The sequence below is a fragment of the Erwinia sp. MYb416 genome (assembly GCF_037479575.1).
In the GTDB taxonomy this organism is placed as follows: Bacteria; Pseudomonadota; Gammaproteobacteria; order Enterobacterales; family Enterobacteriaceae; genus Erwinia; species Erwinia rhapontici.
In genome coordinates, this window is the sequence record NZ_JBBGYT010000438.1 from 1,458,583 (window position 1) to 1,475,287 (window position 16,705).

The window sequence follows — 16,705 nt, forward strand, 5'->3', positions numbered from 1 at the left end:
TCTGCCATCAGGCAGGGCGCGCGTGGCGTTTTACCCGCTCATCGGTATCCAGCAATGCGCTTGTGGCCCGTTGCGCCTCTCCCAGCCAGCGTCCGCCAAAGACATTGGCGCGGTTAAGCAGGTAATAGAGCTGATAGACAGGCTGCCGTTGCAGGAAGTCGCCAGGCAGCGGCCAGACTGACTGGTAACCATCATAAACCTGCACCGGAACATCCGGGAACCAGGACAGCATCGCCAGATCGCATTCACGATCCCCGGACGGCTGAGGGTGATGTGATTCCAGAATCGCTTGTGCACAATGGACAATCAGTTCGCTGTCACCATACTGAATGCCTTTCTCTGCGGCGAGCTGAAGCTGCCAGCCGATGCGCTGTTCGGCAAAGAATACCGACCAGCGGCGTAACCAGCTGTTCGGCTGCAGGGAGGTGGTGATGTTATTGTCGAAGTCGAGGCCAAACTGCGGTTGTTCACTCCACTGATGAAGGTGCGCCAGCTGCTGACCCAGTTGAAAAGCACCATGGGCATCAAGCGGCCTGACCGGGATGTACTCAAGCAGTAAAAAGCTGGTATCGCGATCGCTACCCACCCCGTATACCGCCGGTACGCGCACTGTCTGACTGCGTGCCAGCAGCTGTAACTGATCGGCTTCCCATGTGAACAGGTCCTGCATGTCACGCTGGTTACATTTAACGAAGATTTCATGCTCACCATAGCGCAGATACCAGGTGGGATGAACATCACCACCGGGCAGCTCGCTGCGTTCGGTGATCTCTGCCGGCCCCAACTGTTCACTCAACAGACGACGAATGGCTGACCACATAGGACACTCCTCTTTTTCGCTGTGATTGCACTATGATAACGCTTAAAGAATAACCAAAATCTGCGTTTGCGCACGTTAAGCGCCCGTCTTTACAAAAACTTAGTCGGTGTTACTGCGGAAGTCTTCCCAGTGCTGAACGTCAAGTTGCGGTACTTCTCCCAGTACCTGTTCACCGATCCCCACCGCTTGCTGGTGGATATCCTCTTCTGACAAAGCGGTAATGATACCGAAACTGTTGGTGCCAAGCTCGTGTGGATGACCATCGTCATCTTTCAACGTGGTAGAAAATCCACTACTAATCAGCGCACTACTGAGTTCCAGCACATCTGACAAACCTTTTTCATCGTAATGAAAAGTCACAACATACTGATGGATCCCCTGATTACTCATCATTCACCTCATTGTAAAAAAACATGTTTTCAGCGTAGCCCATCCTGAAGGGGGCGCAGTAAAATCAGCATATCGTAGGGGGGATGTGGCGCATTAACACATTTGTGCGTGCTGCAAATCAGAGCAGGGGGGCTTGAGAAAGAGGTGAAGAAGAAAGCAGCCCGTTGACTGGGGGGATTTTACATTTAGTCACATTGCTGACGGTTTTCGGTGAGAAAATGCCCGTTACTAAAGATATTTCTTATTTACAGCCAGGTGTTTTCTCACCAAATACCCTCTATAATGCGCCGCGTTAATGGGAATGTTCTCAATAACGGTGCTGTTTTGTCATGATGCTTTGTAAAAAGAGCGAATTAACAAATTGTTACGAATATTACCGTAAAATGCGTTGATCGTCCTTCAAAACGCTTCAGACTCACTCTTTTAAAAACTGTCGTACGGGTCACATTTAAATGAAAGCGCTTAATAAGCTGTCTGTAGTTCTGCTGCTCTCCGGGGGAGCACTGTGTCAACAAGCCCTGGCGGATAATAACGTCTTCACGGTTATGGATGACCCTTCCACGGCGAAAAAAGATTTTGAAGGCAACGCCGCTGCGGGTTATCTGGCGCAGTCTGGCAACACCACCAGCTCCTCTGCAACGGCAAACACCAACCTGACCTGGTATACGCCAAGCTTTGCATACAGCCTTTGGGGCAACGCCAGTAACACCTCTTCCAATGATGAGCGCTCTTCAGAGACTTATCAGGTGGGTGGCCGTACGCGTTACAACATGAACAGTGCCGATTACCTGTTCGGCCAGGCAAGCTGGTTAAGTGACCGTTTCAATGGCTACGATGGTCGTTCCATCCTGGCGGCAGGTTATGGTCGTCAGCTGCTGAATGGCCCGGTGCACTCACTGCGTGTGGAAGCCGGTCCTGGTGTGCGTTATGACGATTACCATCAAGGTGGCCATGAAACTCAGGCGCTGGCTTACGGTGCATTTAGCTACCAGTGGCAGTTAACCGATACCACCAAGTTCATTCAGGGTGTTTCCGTTCTGGGTAGCGACGATACTACCGTCAACTCAGAAACCGGTCTTCAGGTGGCGATTAATGAACATTTCGCCCTGAAAATGGCTTACAACGTGACCTGGAACCAGAATCCTCCAGAGTCTGCGCCTGATCATACTGATACCAAAACAACGATCATGCTTTCCTACGCGATGTAATCCTCAGACGAGCCGCTGCCTGCGGCTCGTTTTTCTCCTGCCTCGAATCCTCCTGCTTCGTTTCTGAACGGTTTCTCTCTGATCCTAAAGCCATTTGATGACGTATCCGTTCATTGCTTAAGACACGCCCCCGTGCAATTGACCTCTATGAAGTGTAAGATGTTCCTCCTTCTGAAGTTTCTGATAAACAGACACTTTTGAATATGTGTACCAGGCCTGTACCAAATCGGCAAATGTGAGTCGGTTTCAAGTGCAAAGTGCTTGTTGTATAACGTAAATTTTAATTTTGCATGTAATCTTACGTGTGGGTTACCACTGCAATTAAGGATGTTTCATGCCTGTTATTACTCTTCCTGATGGAAGCCAGCGTTCGTTTGACCACGCCGTAAGCGTGATGGATATTGCTCTGGACATCGGTCCTGGCCTGGCGAAAGCCTGTATTGCCGGACGTGTCAATGGCGAACTGGTTGATGCGGTTGACCCGATCACCGAAGACGCACAAGTTGCCATCATCACGGCGAAAGACGATGCGGGTCTGGAAATTATTCGTCACTCCTGCGCCCACCTTTTAGGGCACGCGATCAAGCAACTGTGGCCAGATACGAAAATGGCTATCGGTCCTGTTATCGACAACGGTTTTTACTATGATGTTGATCTCGACCGTACGCTGACCCAGGAAGACATTGAGCTGCTGGAAAAGCGTATGCACCAGTTAGCTGAGACGAATTACGACGTCATCAAGAAGAAAGTCAGCTGGCAGGAAGCGCGTGATGCCTTCGCTGCACGTGGTGAGACTTATAAAACCACCATCCTTGATGAAAATATCAGCCACGACGATCGTCCTGGTCTGTATCATCACGAAGAATATGTGGATATGTGCCGTGGCCCGCACGTACCCAATATGCGTTTTTGTCATCACTTTAAGCTGCAGAAAATTTCTGGTGCTTACTGGCGTGGTGACAGCAATAACAAAATGCTGCAACGTATCTACGGCACTGCATGGGGCGATAAGAAGCAATTAGCCGCCTATCTGCAACGTCTGGAAGAAGCAGCAAAACGCGACCACCGTAAAATCGGTAAACAGCTCGACCTGTATCATATGCAGGAAGAGGCACCAGGTATGGTGTTCTGGCACAACGATGGCTGGACAATTTTCCGTGAACTGGAAGTGTTTGTTCGTACCAAGCTGAAAGAGTATGAGTACCAGGAAGTGAAAGGTCCGTTTATGATGGACCGTGTGCTGTGGGAGAAAACCGGGCACTGGGAAAACTACAAAGAGGCGATGTTTACCACCTCTTCTGAGAACCGTGAATACTGCATTAAGCCAATGAACTGCCCAGGGCACGTGCAGATTTTCAATCAGGGTCTAAAATCATACCGCGACCTGCCGTTACGTATGGCTGAGTTTGGCAGTTGCCACCGTAATGAGCCGTCAGGTGCGTTGCACGGTCTGATGCGTGTACGTGGTTTTACCCAGGATGATGCCCACATCTTCTGTACCGAAGAACAGGTACGTGATGAGGTCAACGGCTGTATTAAGATGGTGTACGACATGTACAGCACCTTCGGCTTTGAAAAGATCGTGGTGAAACTGTCTACCCGTCCTGAAAAACGTATCGGTAGTGATGATCTCTGGGACCGTTCAGAGGCCGACCTGGCCGCTGCGCTGAAAGAGAACAATATACCGTTCGACTATCAGCCGGGTGAGGGCGCATTCTACGGTCCTAAAATTGAATTTACCCTGTATGACTGCCTCGACCGTGCATGGCAGTGCGGTACCGTTCAGCTCGACTTCTCTCTGCCGAGCCGTCTGAGTGCCTCTTATATCGGTGAAAGTAATGAACGTCAGGTGCCAGTGATGATTCACCGTGCAATCCTGGGGTCCATGGAGCGCTTTATCGGGATTTTAACCGAAGAATATGCCGGTTTCTTCCCGACCTGGTTAGCTCCTGTACAAGTTGTGGTGATGAATATCACCGATGGTCAGTCCGAATATGTTGCAGAATTGACTCGAAAACTGCAAAATGCGGGCATTCGTGCAAAAGCGGACTTGAGAAACGAGAAGATTGGCTTTAAAATCCGTGAACATACTTTACGACGTGTCCCTTATATGTTGGTCTGTGGTGATAAAGAGGTGGAAGCTGGCAAAGTTGCCGTTCGCACCCGCCGCGGTAAAGACCTGGGAAGCATGGACGTAAACGAAGTGATCGCTAAGCTGCAGGGTGAAATCCGCAGCCGCAATCTTCATCAATTGGAGGAATAAAGTATTAAAGGCGGAAAACGAGTTCAACCGGCGCGTCCTAATCGCATAAATAGAGAAATTCGCGCCACTGAGGTTCGTCTGACTGGCGTCGATGGCGAACAGATTGGTATTGTCAGTCTGAATGAAGCTTTGGAAAAAGCTGAAGAAGCGGGCGTGGATCTGGTAGAGATCAGCCCCAACGCCGAGCCGCCCGTTTGTCGTATAATGGATTACGGCAAGTTCCTTTACGAAAAAAGCAAATCTTCTAAAGAACAGAAGAAAAAGCAAAAGATTATCCAGGTTAAGGAAATTAAATTCCGTCCTGGTACCGATGATGGCGACTATCAGGTAAAACTACGCAACCTGATTCGCTTTCTGGAAGATGGCGATAAAGCCAAGATCACGCTGCGTTTCCGCGGTCGTGAGATGGCGCACCAGCAGATCGGTATGGAAGTGCTTAACCGCGTCCGTAAAGATCTGTGTGAAGATATTGATCTGGCAGTTGTCGAATCATTCCCTACAAGGATTGAAGGTCGTCAGATGATTATGGTGCTCGCTCCCAAGAAGAAACAGTAGGCCCTAAAGTAATCTTGCTGCGTGTTTCGGCACGCGGCGTGATTCGCCTGTCTGGTTCATTTTATTAACAATGCGAAGTGGATATTTTTTAAATGCCAAAGATTAAAAATATTCTGACTAAAAAATCTACTAAGCGCACTAACGGTATCTCTTACAGCCGCTTCATCAATGGCCTGAAAAAGGCTTCGATCGAAATCGACCGTAAGATTCTGGCTGACATCGCAGTATTCGACAAAGCAGTATTTGCTGCTCTGGTAGAAAAAGCGAAATCAGCTCTGGCGTAAGCCAGATTGAAGAGGGAGCTCGTCTCCCTCTTTTTTATTATCTGAAATGATTGACTTTTTTCCCCTCCGGCCTTTCAATAGAGCGGTCCGAAACTGCATTTAAGGTCAGCTAACCATGAATACTGCTATTTTCCGTTTCTTTTTTTACTTTAGCGCCTGATCATCGGGGGCTTTAGCGCAAAGAAAAGAAACGAAAAATCGCGCTGAAAGCCTCCCTCGTGGAGGCTTTTTTCGTTTTAGCGCACGTTAAATAACGACCGGGCGGCTATTCGTCCTGAAAAAAACAGATCAGCCAGCGTGGCTGGAAGAAGAGGAAAGCATGTCACATCTCGCAGACCTGGTGGCGAGCGCGAAAGCCGCCATCAATGATGCTCAGGATGTCGCCGCGTTAGATAACGTTCGCGTCGAATACCTGGGTAAAAAAGGGCATCTCACGCTCCAGATGACCTCCTTGCGTGAACTGCCTGCGGAAGATCGCCCGGCAGCGGGTGCGGTAATCAATGAAGCAAAACAACAGGTGCAGGAAGCGCTGAACGCGCAGAAAAACGCACTGGAATCTGCAGTGATGAACGCCCGTCTGGCGCAGGAAACCATTGATGTTTCTCTGCCGGGCCGTCGCATTGAAAACGGTGGGTTGCATCCGGTCACGCGCACCATTGACCGCATTGAAACCTTCTTTGGCGAACTGGGCTTCTCTGTCGAGACGGGCCCGGAAATTGAAGATGACTATCATAATTTCGATGCGCTGAATATTCCGGGCCACCACCCGGCGCGCGCCGATCACGATACCTTCTGGTTCGATGCCACCCGCCTGCTGCGTACTCAAACGTCAGGCGTGCAGATCCGCACGATGAAAAACCAGCAGCCGCCAATCCGCATTATTGCGCCAGGTCGCGTGTATCGTAACGATTACGATCAGACTCATACCCCCATGTTCCACCAGATGGAAGGCTTGATTGTTGATAAAAATATCAGCTTTACCAATCTGAAGGGCACCCTGCACGATTTCCTGAACAACTTCTTTGAAGAAGATTTGCAGGTTCGTTTCCGTCCGTCCTACTTCCCGTTCACTGAGCCTTCTGCTGAAGTGGATGTGATGGGTAAAAACGGCAAATGGCTGGAAGTGCTGGGTTGCGGCATGGTGCACCCTAACGTGCTGCGCAATGTGGGTATTGATCCGGAAGTGTACTCAGGTTTCGCCTTTGGTATGGGAATGGAGCGTCTGACCATGCTGCGTTACGGTGTGACCGATCTGCGTGCCTTCTTCGAAAATGATTTACGTTTCCTCAAACAGTTTAAATAAGGGCGGGTAAAACCAATGAAATTCAGTGAACTCTGGTTACGTGAATGGGTCAACCCGGCCATTGACAGTGCAGCCCTGTCCGATCAAATCACCATGGCCGGCCTTGAAGTGGACGGTGTCGATGCGGTTGCCGGTGCTTTCCATGGCGTGGTAGTAGGTGAAGTCGTTGAGTGCGGTCAGCATCCTAACGCCGACAAACTGCGCGTGACCAAAATCAATGTGGGCGGCGAACGCCTGCTGGATATCGTCTGCGGTGCACCCAACTGCCGCCAGGGGCTGAAAGTGGCCGTGGCAACCGTGGGTGCGGTACTGCCGGGCGATTTCAAAATCAAAGCCGCAAAACTGCGCGGTGAGCCGTCAGAAGGCATGCTGTGCTCTTTCTCCGAGCTGGGTATTTCCGACGACCACAACGGCATCATTGAACTGCCGCTGGATGCGACTATCGGCAAAGATATCCGCGATTATCTCAAGCTGGATGACAACACCATTGAGATCAGCGTGACGCCTAACCGTGCCGACTGCCTGGGCATTATCGGCGTGGCGCGCGATGTGGCCGTGCTTAACAAGCTGCCACTGACGGCGCCGGAGATGGCCCCCGTCGCCGCGACCGTGCAGGATACTTTCCCGATCCGTGTGGAGGCGAGCGAAGCCTGTCCGCGTTACCTTGGCCGCGTAGTGAAAGGCATCAATGTGAAAGCTGCTACGCCGCTGTGGATGAAGGAAAAACTGCGCCGCTGTGGAATTCGCTCAATCGATCCGGTTGTCGACATCACCAACTATGTTTTACTGGAGTTGGGCCAGCCGATGCACGCCTTCGACCTCGATCGCCTTGAGGGCGGTATCGTGGTGCGTATGGCAGAAGAGGGTGAAACCCTGGTTCTGCTGGATGGTAACGAAGCTAAATTGAGCAGCGATACGCTGGTGATTGCGGATCAGAAGAAAGCGCTGGCGATGGCCGGTATTTTTGGTGGCGAACATTCCGGTGTGAATGAAGAAACCCAGAACGTGCTGTTTGAATGTGCCTTCTTCAGCCCGCTGTCGATCACCGGTCGTGCACGCCGTCATGGTCTGCATACGGATGCTTCGCATCGCTACGAGCGCGGTGTTGACCCGGCATTGCAGCACACGGCGATTGAGCGTGCGACCCGCCTGCTGTTGGATATCTGCGGTGGTGAAGCGGGCCCGGTCATCGATGTGACCCACGAAGCAACCTTGCCTGTGCGTGCCACCATTACGCTACGTCGTGAAAAACTGGACCGTCTGATTGGCCATGTGATTGCCGATGCTGAGGTGGGCGATATTCTGCGCCGTCTGGGCTGCACGGTGACAGAAGGCCAGGGTGAGTGGCAGGCAGTGGCACCAAGCTGGCGTTTTGACATCGCCATTGAAGAAGACCTGGTAGAGGAAGTCGCCCGTGTTTACGGCTACGACAATATTCCTGACGTGCCTGTACAGGCCGGTCTGGTGATGACGAAGCATCGTGAAGCGAATCTTTCGCTGAAGCGTGTTAAAGCGTTACTGGTGGACAAAGGCTATCAGGAAGCGATTACCTACAGCTTCGTTGACCCGAAAATTCAGGCGTTACTGCACCCGGGCGAAGAAAATCTGGTGCTGCCAAGCCCCATCTCCGTTGAGATGTCAGCAATGCGTCTATCGCTGTGGAGTGGCCTGCTGGGTGCGGTGGTGTATAACCAGAACCGTCAACAGTCTCGCGTGCGTCTTTTCGAGAGCGGGTTGCGCTTTGTGCCTGATACACAGGCAAACCTCGGTATCCGTCAGGACGTTATGCTGGCTGGCGTGATCAGTGGTCATCGCAACGAAGAGCACTGGGATCTGGCGCGTAACCCGGTAGACTTCTATGATTTAAAAGGTGATTTAGAGTCCCTGCTGGAATTGACCGGCAAACTCGATGAGATTCAGTTTGTGGCTGCCACTAACCCGGCGCTTCATCCGGGGCAGAGCGCCGCGATTTATTTACGTGGCGAACACATCGGATTTATTGGTGTGGTGCATCCGGAACTTGAACGTAAACTGGATCTTAACGGCCGTACCGTGGTGTTTGAACTGTTGTGGGATAAGGTCGCAGACCGCGTCCTGCCTGATGCCAGCGGCATTTCGCGCTTCCCGGCGAACCGTCGTGACATCGCTGTCGTTGTCGCTGAAAACGTGCCAGCAGCAGATATTATCACCGAGTGTAAGAAAGTTGGCGTAAATCAGGTAGTTGGCGTAAACTTGTTTGACGTGTACCGTGGTAAGGGCGTAAATGATGGTTTTAAGAGCCTCGCTATCAGCCTGATTTTGCAAGATACCAGCCGGACACTCGAAGAAGAGGAGATTGCCGCTACCGTTGCAAAATGCGTAGAGGCACTGAAAGAGCGATTCCAAGCATCCTTGAGGGATTGAACCTATGGCGCTTACAAAAGCTGAAATGTCTGAATACCTGTTTGAGAAGCTTGGTCTTAGCAAACGGGATGCCAAAGAGCTGGTTGAACTGTTTTTCGAAGAAGTGCGTCGTGCTTTGGAGAATGGTGAGCAGGTCAAACTGTCTGGATTTGGCAATTTCGACCTTCGCGACAAAAATCAACGTCCGGGACGTAACCCCAAAACGGGTGAAGATATTCCCATTACGGCTCGCCGGGTTGTGACGTTTCGACCTGGTCAGAAACTGAAAAGCCGGGTTGAGAACGCTTCACCGAAAGAAGACTGATTTCTGCTATTCAAAAGGCCGCGCAAGCGGCCTTTTTCATCATGAGAGCAGACCGAAAGGCGGCGATCACCCTAAGCCGAGACCACCAAAGCAAAACCAGCATCATTAATCCACTCAGAGCCAGCGTTGCTGGCTCTTTCTTTTTGCCGATTTCCCTCTACAATTAACCCTCTGTTTTCTTTTAAAAAACGTCGGTTATGACTCGCTCACCGTCGTTCGGCTTCTGGCTGTGCGGGCTGGGGATATTTTGTCTGTCGCTGCTGCTGCTGAGTCTGTGCGCGGGTGAACGCTGGATCTCGCCTGCCGAATGGTCAACCTCCGACGCACAACTCTTTGTCTGGCAACTCCGCCTACCGCGTTCGCTGGCGGTGATGCTGGTCGGTGCCTCGCTGGCGGTCGCAGGTGCGGCAATGCAGGCACTGTTCAGTAATCCACTGGCGAACCTGGCCTGCTGGGCGTATCCGGCGGCGCAGGCGTAGGGCTGGTGATGTGCATCCTCTCCGGTGTCGGTAGTCCCTGGTTGATGAGTCTCAGCGCCATTCTTGGGGCGCTACTGGTCACCGTGATTCTGCTGCGTTTTGCCCGTCAGCATCTCTCCAGTAGCCGTCTGCTGCTGGCCGGGGTCGCGCTGGGGATATCGGCATTGACTGGCGCTATGGCTGGCTGATGCTGGCATTGATCCCCGTGCTATTGTGGTTGAGCAGTCGGGTTCGTGTGCTTAACCTGCTGGCGCTGGGTGAGATCTCTGCGCAGCAGCTGGGTCTGCCACTGGTGCTGTGGCGTAATCTGCTGGTACTGGCGGTTGGCTGGCTGGTGGGTGTCAGCGTTGCTCTGGCAGGGGCTATCGGCTTCATCGGCCTGGTGATACCGCATATCCTGCGGCTGAACGGACTGAGCGATCATCGTATTCTTTTGCCGTGCTGTGCGCTGGCTGGCGCAGGTGTATTGCTGGCTGCTGACATTATTGCCCGCGTGGCGTTGACCTCCGCTGAACTGCCGATCGGGGTGGTGACGGCGACATTGGGCGCACCGGTGTTTATCTGGCTATTATTGAGCAACCGCTGACAGTCTGAAGGCTGTCGTGTTCTTACGTTAAAACAGGAAAAGACGATGAGTATTTTCGAAACAGAACTGGTCACGCTGGATGGTGATAAGACGACATTAGCGCAATGGCAGGGCGATGTTCTATTGGTGGTTAACGTGGCTTCTAAATGTGGGCTCACCCCACAGTATGAGGAGCTGGAGACGCTGCAAAAAGAGTTACATGAACAGGGGCTGACAGTACTGGGCTTCCCATGTAATGCATTCCTTGAGCAGGAGCCAGGCACAGACGCTGAGATTAAAACCTTTTGCAGCACCACCTACGGTGTAACGTTCCCGATGTTCAGCAAAATTGAGGTAAACGGCCCGCAGCGCCATCCGTTGTACGCCCAGCTGGTGGCCGCACAGCCTGAAGCCACTGCGCCGGAGGGGAGTGGTTTCCTCGAGCGTATGACCAGCAAAGGGCGTGCGCCGAAGGTGCCGGGAGACGTTTTATGGAACTTTGAAAAGTTCCTGGTGGGCCGTGACGGTAAGGTGTTACAACGCTTCTCGCCGGATACGGCACCGAATGATCCGCAACTGATCGCCCGCATCCACCAGGCGCTGGCGTAACCGATGCTGCTGGAATTAACAGGTGTCGCGCTAACCGGGCGCCTGTTTCCGTTCAGTGCGCAGGTAAAGGCCGGGCAGGTTATTCATCTGGTCGGTCCCAATGGTGCAGGAAAAAGCTCGCTGCTGATGGCGATAGCCGGGCTGCTGTCGGCTCGCGGTAACGTGCTGTTTGCCGGACGTGCGCTGGCTGACTGGCACGGCATGGCGTTGGCCCGCCAGCGCGCTTATCTCGCCCAGCAGCAGTCTCCTCTGGGGCAGATGCCCGTCTGGCATTATCTGCTAATGCATACGCAGCAGCAGGGAGACGTGCATCATGCAATGCTACTCACGCTGGCCCAGGCCTTACAGCTGAGTGATAAGTTGTCCCGGCCTCTTACGCAACTTTCTGGCGGCGAGTGGCAACGTGTGCGACTGGCGGCGGTACTCTTGCAGGTCAGTCACCCGGATGGCAAGTTGCTGCTGTTAGATGAGCCCCTGACGGGGCTGGATATTGCCCAGCAGGCCGCGTTTGACCGCTTGATCCCGGCGCTAACGCAGCAGGGGGTCAGTGTGATCATGAGCAGCCATGATATGAATCACTCCCTGCGATATGCGGATTGTGTCTGGCTGATGCGGCCAGGGCAGTGTGCATTACAGGGTAATCCGCAGGACGTGCTGACTCCGGAACATCTCAGCGCGCTTTATCAGGTCTCATTCCGGATGCTGGATATAGAAGGGCAGGCGATGCTGACAACGCTCAGTTGAGCAGGGTGTCGCTGTTGCCTGTTTCGGGTATTACCGTTAGATTACAGACTGTTGCTATTGAGAGGCATTGTTATGCGTTACTGGCTTCTGCTTATTGTTGTTGTTCTGGCGGGTTGTAGCAGTCGTGCCCCGGCACCTGACGGGCGTCTCTCCGATTCCATTACCGTTATTGCCCAGCTTAATGACCAGCTCGGTCAGTGGCGCGGTGCGCCTTATCGCTATGGAGGGATGAGCCGCAGTGGCGTCGACTGCTCTGGTTTTGTTTATCTGACCTTCCGAGATCGCTTTAATTTGCAGTTACCACGCACCACCTCCGCGCAGACCGATATCGGTACCCGCATTGATAAGGCCCAGCTTTTACCGGGCGACCTGGTGTTCTTCAAAACTGGCAGCGGAGAAAATGGCCTGCATGTCGGCATTTACGACACTGATAATCAGTTTATCCATGCGTCGACCAGTCAGGGCGTCACCCGTTCTTCACTGGATAATGTTTACTGGCGAAAAGTATTCTGGCAGGCGCGGCGTATTTAATCGCCAGATTAAGACGTGGCCTGCTGTTTTAATTAGCGTTTAATTTATGTCCGCATAAATAGGGTTTGCGGAATTTAAAATACCACTTCAACTCAAATTTACCTTAAGTCAATTTTTCGCTGGTGCCGAAATACGCATTCGTAAAGATAGCGTTACCGGAAACGACGACGCTTATTTTTACGCATCAGGAAAGTGATATCAGTAAGCATCGTTTATGTCAGTTTTGTGTTAGCTTAAGGATATGGATTACAAGCAAAAGCACACTGCAATTGAATTTCCGCAGGGTGACAGTCTGTTGACACTGTTGCTTGTCCTATTTTGTTGATATAGGATGCGGTGAGTGCCGCTTAATAATGGCGATTAAGATGAACATCTTTTTGGAAGCTGATTATAAAACTTACACAGCATTCTGCCCGGTTTACAGCCCAGGCGGGCTGTTGACGTCTGTTGAGATGTTAACCCACTTTACTCATGCCAGTGCCAATGTGGCCATGCCTCAGGAGATTCTTACGCCGCTATTAAATGACCGGCAGCGTGTCCTGTTGTTGCAGGAACAAATTAACGTTATTGAAAAACATTACGATTTTTTTAGCGACAACGACCTGAAAGTAGCGATTAATATTGATAAACCGCTGGCTGAGACCATCCTCGAGAGTGAGTTTATTCTGAAAAAAATGTGTCAGCTGGATTGCCTGGAACTGGAAGTCAGCGAAAGCTTTCCTGATTTAACGTTGGGGCGAAATAATAATTTTCTGAAAGCGCTGAGTGAAAAATTTAACTTAAGTCTGAATAATTACGGTGCCGGTAAAGCGACCTCAAAAGCTGTTTTTGACGATTTGTTTTATCGTATTAAGCTGGATAAAGGATTTATTCAACACAATATTAAACGCTTATCTTTTCACCCGTTTATCAACGCTATCCTTGATCACGTCAAACCCCACTGTCAGGAGATTGTTGTGCAGGGCGTGGATGATATCACCGGGTTACAGACTGTTCGTGACTATGCCTTCGATGGTATTCAGAGCGCGCTATTCCCGCCGGTCGGTGAAGAGGCGTTAATTCATCTGACGGAACCCCCTTATCAGCTGCGGGAACGCATACTGCAATAACCCTGAAAACTCTCCGTGTTTTCCAGCACCGTGGCGCTTTACACTAGCAGTATTATCGGGAATGTTCCCGGTGGCACTGATGGAGGCGCCATGCAATTCAATAATACCTGGTATCAGGAGCTGAGTGGTTTTTACACGGCTCTTGAACCGACGCCGTTAAAAAATCCTCGTCTGCTCTACCACAGTGCGCCACTGGCGCAGGAACTGGGTCTGGATAGCCGCCTGTTTGACGCAGAAAATGTCGACCTGTGGAGTGGTGAAACACTGATGGACGGCATGCAGCCTCTGGCGCAGGTTTATAGCGGTCACCAGTTTGGCGTCTGGGCGGGGCAGTTGGGTGACGGGCGCGGTCTGCTGCTGGGCGAACAGCAACTGCCTGACGGGCGCAAGTTCGACTGGCATCTGAAAGGGGCAGGGTTAACGCCCTATTCACGCATGGGGGATGGCCGCGCGGTGCTGCGCTCCACACTGCGAGAGTTTCTCGCTTCTGAGGCAATGCATGCCCTCGGGATCCCCACATCGCGTGCGTTGACGGTAGTCACCAGCGATGAGCCGGTCTACCGTGAAAGTGCCGAACCGGGTGCGATGCTGCTGCGCGTGGCCGAGAGCCACCTGCGTTTTGGCCATTTTGAACATTTCTACTATCAGGGGCAGCAGGAAAATGTCACCCGACTGGCGGATTATGCGATCCTTCATCACTGGCCGCAGTGGCAGCAGGAGCCGGATAAGTACCTGCTGTGGTTTAGCGATGTGGTGAGGCGCACGGCACGCCTGATTGCAGGCTGGCAGAGCGTGGGGTTTGCTCACGGTGTGATGAACACCGACAACATGTCGATCCTTGGACTGACGCTGGATTATGGCCCTTACGGTTTCCTTGATGACTATCAGCCTGGGTTTATCTGCAACCATTCTGATCACCAGGGGCGTTACAGTTTCGAGAATCAGCCGATGATCGGACTGTGGAACCTGAATAGCCTGGCGCACGCGCTGTCAGGGCTGATGAGCACTGAACAGCTGAAGCAGGCGCTGGCGCTGTATGAAACCGAGCTGATGCGCTGCTGGGGCGAAAAAATGCGTGCCAAACTGGGGCTGATGACGGCCGGTAAAGACGACAACAATATTCTGACCGGACTGCTATCACTGATGACGAAGGAGAACAGTGATTACACACGGACTTTCCGTCAACTGAGTGCAGTGGAACAGCAACAGTCGCGTTCACCGCTGCGGGATGAGTTTATTGACCGTGAGGCGTTTGATAGCTGGTATAACGTGTATCGTCAGCGCCTGTTGCAGGATGAGCAGAGTGATGAACAGCGCCAGCAAGCCATGAAACAGGCTAACCCGGCGCTGGTGCTGCGTAATTATCTGGCACAACAGGCAATTGAGCAGGCAGAACAGGATGATGTCAGCGTGCTGGCGCGTCTTCATCATGCACTGCTGCAGCCGTTTGATGATGCGCCAGAGTTTGCTGACCTGACGCGTCGTCCGCCTGACTGGGGTAAGAAGCTGGAAGTGAGCTGCTCCAGCTAGCGGCGCAGCGCCACCTGAGGCACACCCTCAATAAGATGAGGGTGAACCATCACATCGGCGTGATACCAGCGCGTCAATGTGGCCTCATCCAGTACCTGTGCCGGGCTGCCCTCCGCCACCAGTTTCCCCCCGGCCAGTAGCATCACACGATCGGACCACAAAGAAGCGAGGTTGAGATCGTGCAGAACACAACAAACACTCAGGGGATACTGTTTCGTCAGTTGTGATAGCAACCGCAACAGATGCTGCTGGTGGTAGAGATCCAGCGCCGACGTCGGTTCATCAAGGAACAACCAACCCTGTGGGCCATCCGGACGCCACAGCTGTGCCAGCGCGCGGGCAAGCTGCACCCGCTGCTGTTCACCGCCGGAAAGTTGCAAATAGTCGCGTTCTGCCAGTCCGTCACAGCCCGTCAGGGCCATCACTTCCTTCACCACCTGCTGCGCAGATCCAGGCCAGGGCGCGCGGCCCATCGCCACTACATCCACCACACTGAGTGGAAATGCCATGCTGCTTTGCTGGCGCATCACGGCGCGCTGCTGCGAAAGCCGTGCAGCAGACCACTCGGCCAGCGGCTGATCGTTCAATACACAGCTGCCGCGCTGCGGTGTGATAAACCCGGTAAGCAGCCTCAACAGCGTGGATTTACCCGCGCCGTTCGGGCCAATCAGGGACACCAGCTCGCCGGGGCACAGGGTCAGTGAAATATCGTCAATCAGCCAGCGTGTATCCAGCTGATAGCTCAACCCACTGGCAATCAGGGCATCAGCCATTGAGACCTCCACGACGACGCAAGATCAGCCACAGGAACCAGGGGCCGCCAATCAGGCTGGTCAGCAGCCCGACCGGCATCTCTGCCGGGGCCACGACTGTGCGTGCAAGGGTATCGGCCAGCAGCAACAGGATGGCACCGCTTAACAGTGAAGAGGGCAGCAGCCAGCGGTGATCGCCACCGAGGCAGAAGCGCATCAGATGCGGTACCACCAGACCAATAAAACCGATCACGCCACTGACCGCGACAGCAGACGCGACCAGAAACGCACTCAGCACCAGTAAATAGCGCTGGGTACGTGGCACATCAACGCCCAGATAATGCGCCTCTTCTTCGCCGAGTTGCAGCAGGTTGAGACGCGTAGCCAGGCGTTGTACCAGAACCATGCAGGGCAGCACCACAGAAGCGCACACCAGCACCGTTGGCCATTGTGCCTGACCGAGGCTGCCCATACCCCATAATGACAGCTGGCGCAGTTGCTGATCGTTGCTGATCCAGGACAACACACCGACCGCCGCACCACAAAGCGCATTAATTGCAATCCCGACCAGCAGCAGACGGCTCAGGCCAGTCAAACCCTGGCGGCTGAGCAGGAAGATCACCAGCGTCACGACACCGGGCAGGAAGAAGACGATGGAGATGCACGCCAGCGCGCACCGCGCTGATCCCGAGCAGCACACACCGGAGAGGCCAGCGCCCCCCACCATAGACGAATAGTGAACCAGATTTGCCACAGGCGGCTGTCTGTACCTGCATCCCACAGCATCGGCAGCGACAAATGCATCGCACCGATGTTGGCGGCGCTGACACCCAGTACCAGCAATAACAGCATTAAA

At 52.9% G+C, this 16,705-nt stretch carries 15 protein-coding genes, 3 pseudogenes and 1 other annotated feature; of the genes and pseudogenes, 14 read left to right on the forward strand and 4 right to left on the reverse strand.

Annotation, left to right across the window (positions count from 1 at the left end):
- Positions 1-7: 7 nt before the first annotated feature.
- Together WH277_RS16365 and ghoS are read right to left on the reverse strand one after the other, a co-directional pair.
- Positions 8-820 (reverse strand): fructosamine kinase family protein, encoded by an 813-nt coding sequence (locus tag WH277_RS16365; protein WP_339505966.1) that lies wholly within the window; start codon positions 818-820, stop codon positions 8-10.
- A 99-nt stretch (positions 821-919) separates the two neighbouring features.
- A complete protein-coding gene (gene ghoS, locus WH277_RS16370) occupies positions 920-1,210 on the reverse strand; it encodes a type V toxin-antitoxin system endoribonuclease antitoxin GhoS (RefSeq protein WP_133845471.1) in 291 nt (96 codons plus the stop codon).
- 452 nt (positions 1,211-1,662) lie between these two features.
- Here ghoS and WH277_RS16375 point away from each other — a divergent pair, with 452 nt between their 5' ends.
- The 14 genes and pseudogenes from WH277_RS16375 to WH277_RS16440 all read left to right on the forward strand — a co-directional run bounded on the left by WH277_RS16375 (position 1,663) and on the right by WH277_RS16440 (position 15,097).
- The gene (locus WH277_RS16375) at positions 1,663-2,418 is read left to right on the forward strand and encodes a DUF481 domain-containing protein (RefSeq protein WP_133845315.1); all 756 of its coding nucleotides are present in this window, start codon (positions 1,663-1,665) and stop codon (positions 2,416-2,418) included.
- 334 nt (positions 2,419-2,752) lie between these two features.
- Positions 2,753-4,681, forward strand: a complete 1,929-nt coding sequence (gene thrS / locus WH277_RS16380) for a threonine--tRNA ligase (RefSeq protein ID WP_133845313.1) — start codon at positions 2,753-2,755, stop codon at positions 4,679-4,681.
- 3 nt (positions 4,682-4,684) lie between these two features.
- Complete coding sequence (infC, locus tag WH277_RS16385; protein ID WP_072277407.1) at positions 4,685-5,236, forward strand: translation initiation factor IF-3; 552 nt, start codon at positions 4,685-4,687, stop codon at positions 5,234-5,236.
- A 134-nt stretch (positions 5,237-5,370) separates the two neighbouring features.
- Positions 5,371-5,520 (forward strand): annotated as a pseudogene (locus tag WH277_RS16390) (50S ribosomal protein L20); the annotation flags it as partial.
- 109 nt (positions 5,521-5,629) lie between these two features.
- Positions 5,630-5,755, forward strand: a sequence feature (Phe leader region).
- Positions 5,636-5,680 carry a pheST operon leader peptide PheM gene (pheM, locus tag WH277_RS16395; protein ID WP_133845469.1) on the forward strand — a complete coding sequence of 15 codons (45 nt, stop codon included), beginning with the start codon at positions 5,636-5,638 and terminating at the stop codon, positions 5,678-5,680. It overlaps the preceding feature by 45 nt.
- A gap of 84 nt (positions 5,756-5,839) precedes the next feature.
- Positions 5,840-6,823 (forward strand): phenylalanine--tRNA ligase subunit alpha, encoded by a 984-nt coding sequence (gene pheS / locus WH277_RS16400; protein WP_133845311.1) that lies wholly within the window; start codon positions 5,840-5,842, stop codon positions 6,821-6,823.
- Between the two features lie 15 nt (positions 6,824-6,838).
- On the forward strand, positions 6,839-9,226 hold the full coding sequence (gene pheT / locus WH277_RS16405) for a phenylalanine--tRNA ligase subunit beta (protein ID WP_339505967.1): 2,388 nt from the start codon (positions 6,839-6,841) through the stop codon (positions 9,224-9,226).
- Between the two features lie 4 nt (positions 9,227-9,230).
- Positions 9,231-9,530, forward strand: coding sequence for an integration host factor subunit alpha (ihfA, locus tag WH277_RS16410; protein WP_017802142.1), 300 nt, complete (start codon positions 9,231-9,233; stop codon positions 9,528-9,530).
- 269 nt (positions 9,531-9,799) lie between these two features.
- A pseudogene (locus tag WH277_RS16415) lies at positions 9,800-10,583 on the forward strand (iron chelate uptake ABC transporter family permease subunit); the annotation flags it as partial.
- Positions 10,584-10,640: 57 nt separating this feature from the next.
- Positions 10,641-11,183 carry a glutathione peroxidase gene (locus WH277_RS16420; protein ID WP_133845306.1) on the forward strand — a complete coding sequence of 181 codons (543 nt, stop codon included), beginning with the start codon at positions 10,641-10,643 and terminating at the stop codon, positions 11,181-11,183.
- 3 nt (positions 11,184-11,186) lie between these two features.
- The gene (btuD, locus tag WH277_RS16425; RefSeq protein WP_171148623.1) at positions 11,187-11,927 is read left to right on the forward strand and encodes a vitamin B12 ABC transporter ATP-binding protein BtuD; all 741 of its coding nucleotides are present in this window, start codon (positions 11,187-11,189) and stop codon (positions 11,925-11,927) included.
- Positions 11,928-11,999: 72 nt separating this feature from the next.
- A complete protein-coding gene (locus tag WH277_RS16430) occupies positions 12,000-12,458 on the forward strand; it encodes an NlpC/P60 family protein (protein WP_133845302.1) in 459 nt (152 codons plus the stop codon).
- Between the two features lie 365 nt (positions 12,459-12,823).
- Positions 12,824-13,567 (forward strand): EAL domain-containing protein, encoded by a 744-nt coding sequence (locus WH277_RS16435; protein WP_133845301.1) that lies wholly within the window; start codon positions 12,824-12,826, stop codon positions 13,565-13,567.
- A 90-nt stretch (positions 13,568-13,657) separates the two neighbouring features.
- On the forward strand, positions 13,658-15,097 hold the full coding sequence (locus WH277_RS16440; protein ID WP_339505968.1) for a protein adenylyltransferase SelO: 1,440 nt from the start codon (positions 13,658-13,660) through the stop codon (positions 15,095-15,097).
- On the opposite strand, the gene WH277_RS16445 is transcribed toward WH277_RS16440, so the two are convergent.
- Together WH277_RS16445 and WH277_RS16450 are read right to left on the reverse strand one after the other, a co-directional pair.
- Positions 15,094-15,870 (reverse strand): heme ABC transporter ATP-binding protein, encoded by a 777-nt coding sequence (locus WH277_RS16445; protein WP_339505969.1) that lies wholly within the window; start codon positions 15,868-15,870, stop codon positions 15,094-15,096. The genes WH277_RS16440 and WH277_RS16445 overlap by 4 nt on opposite strands.
- Positions 15,863-16,701: pseudogene (locus WH277_RS16450) on the reverse strand (FecCD family ABC transporter permease). Before WH277_RS16450 ends, WH277_RS16445 begins: the two are co-directional and overlap by 8 nt.
- Between the last annotated feature and the right edge of the window lie 4 nt (positions 16,702-16,705).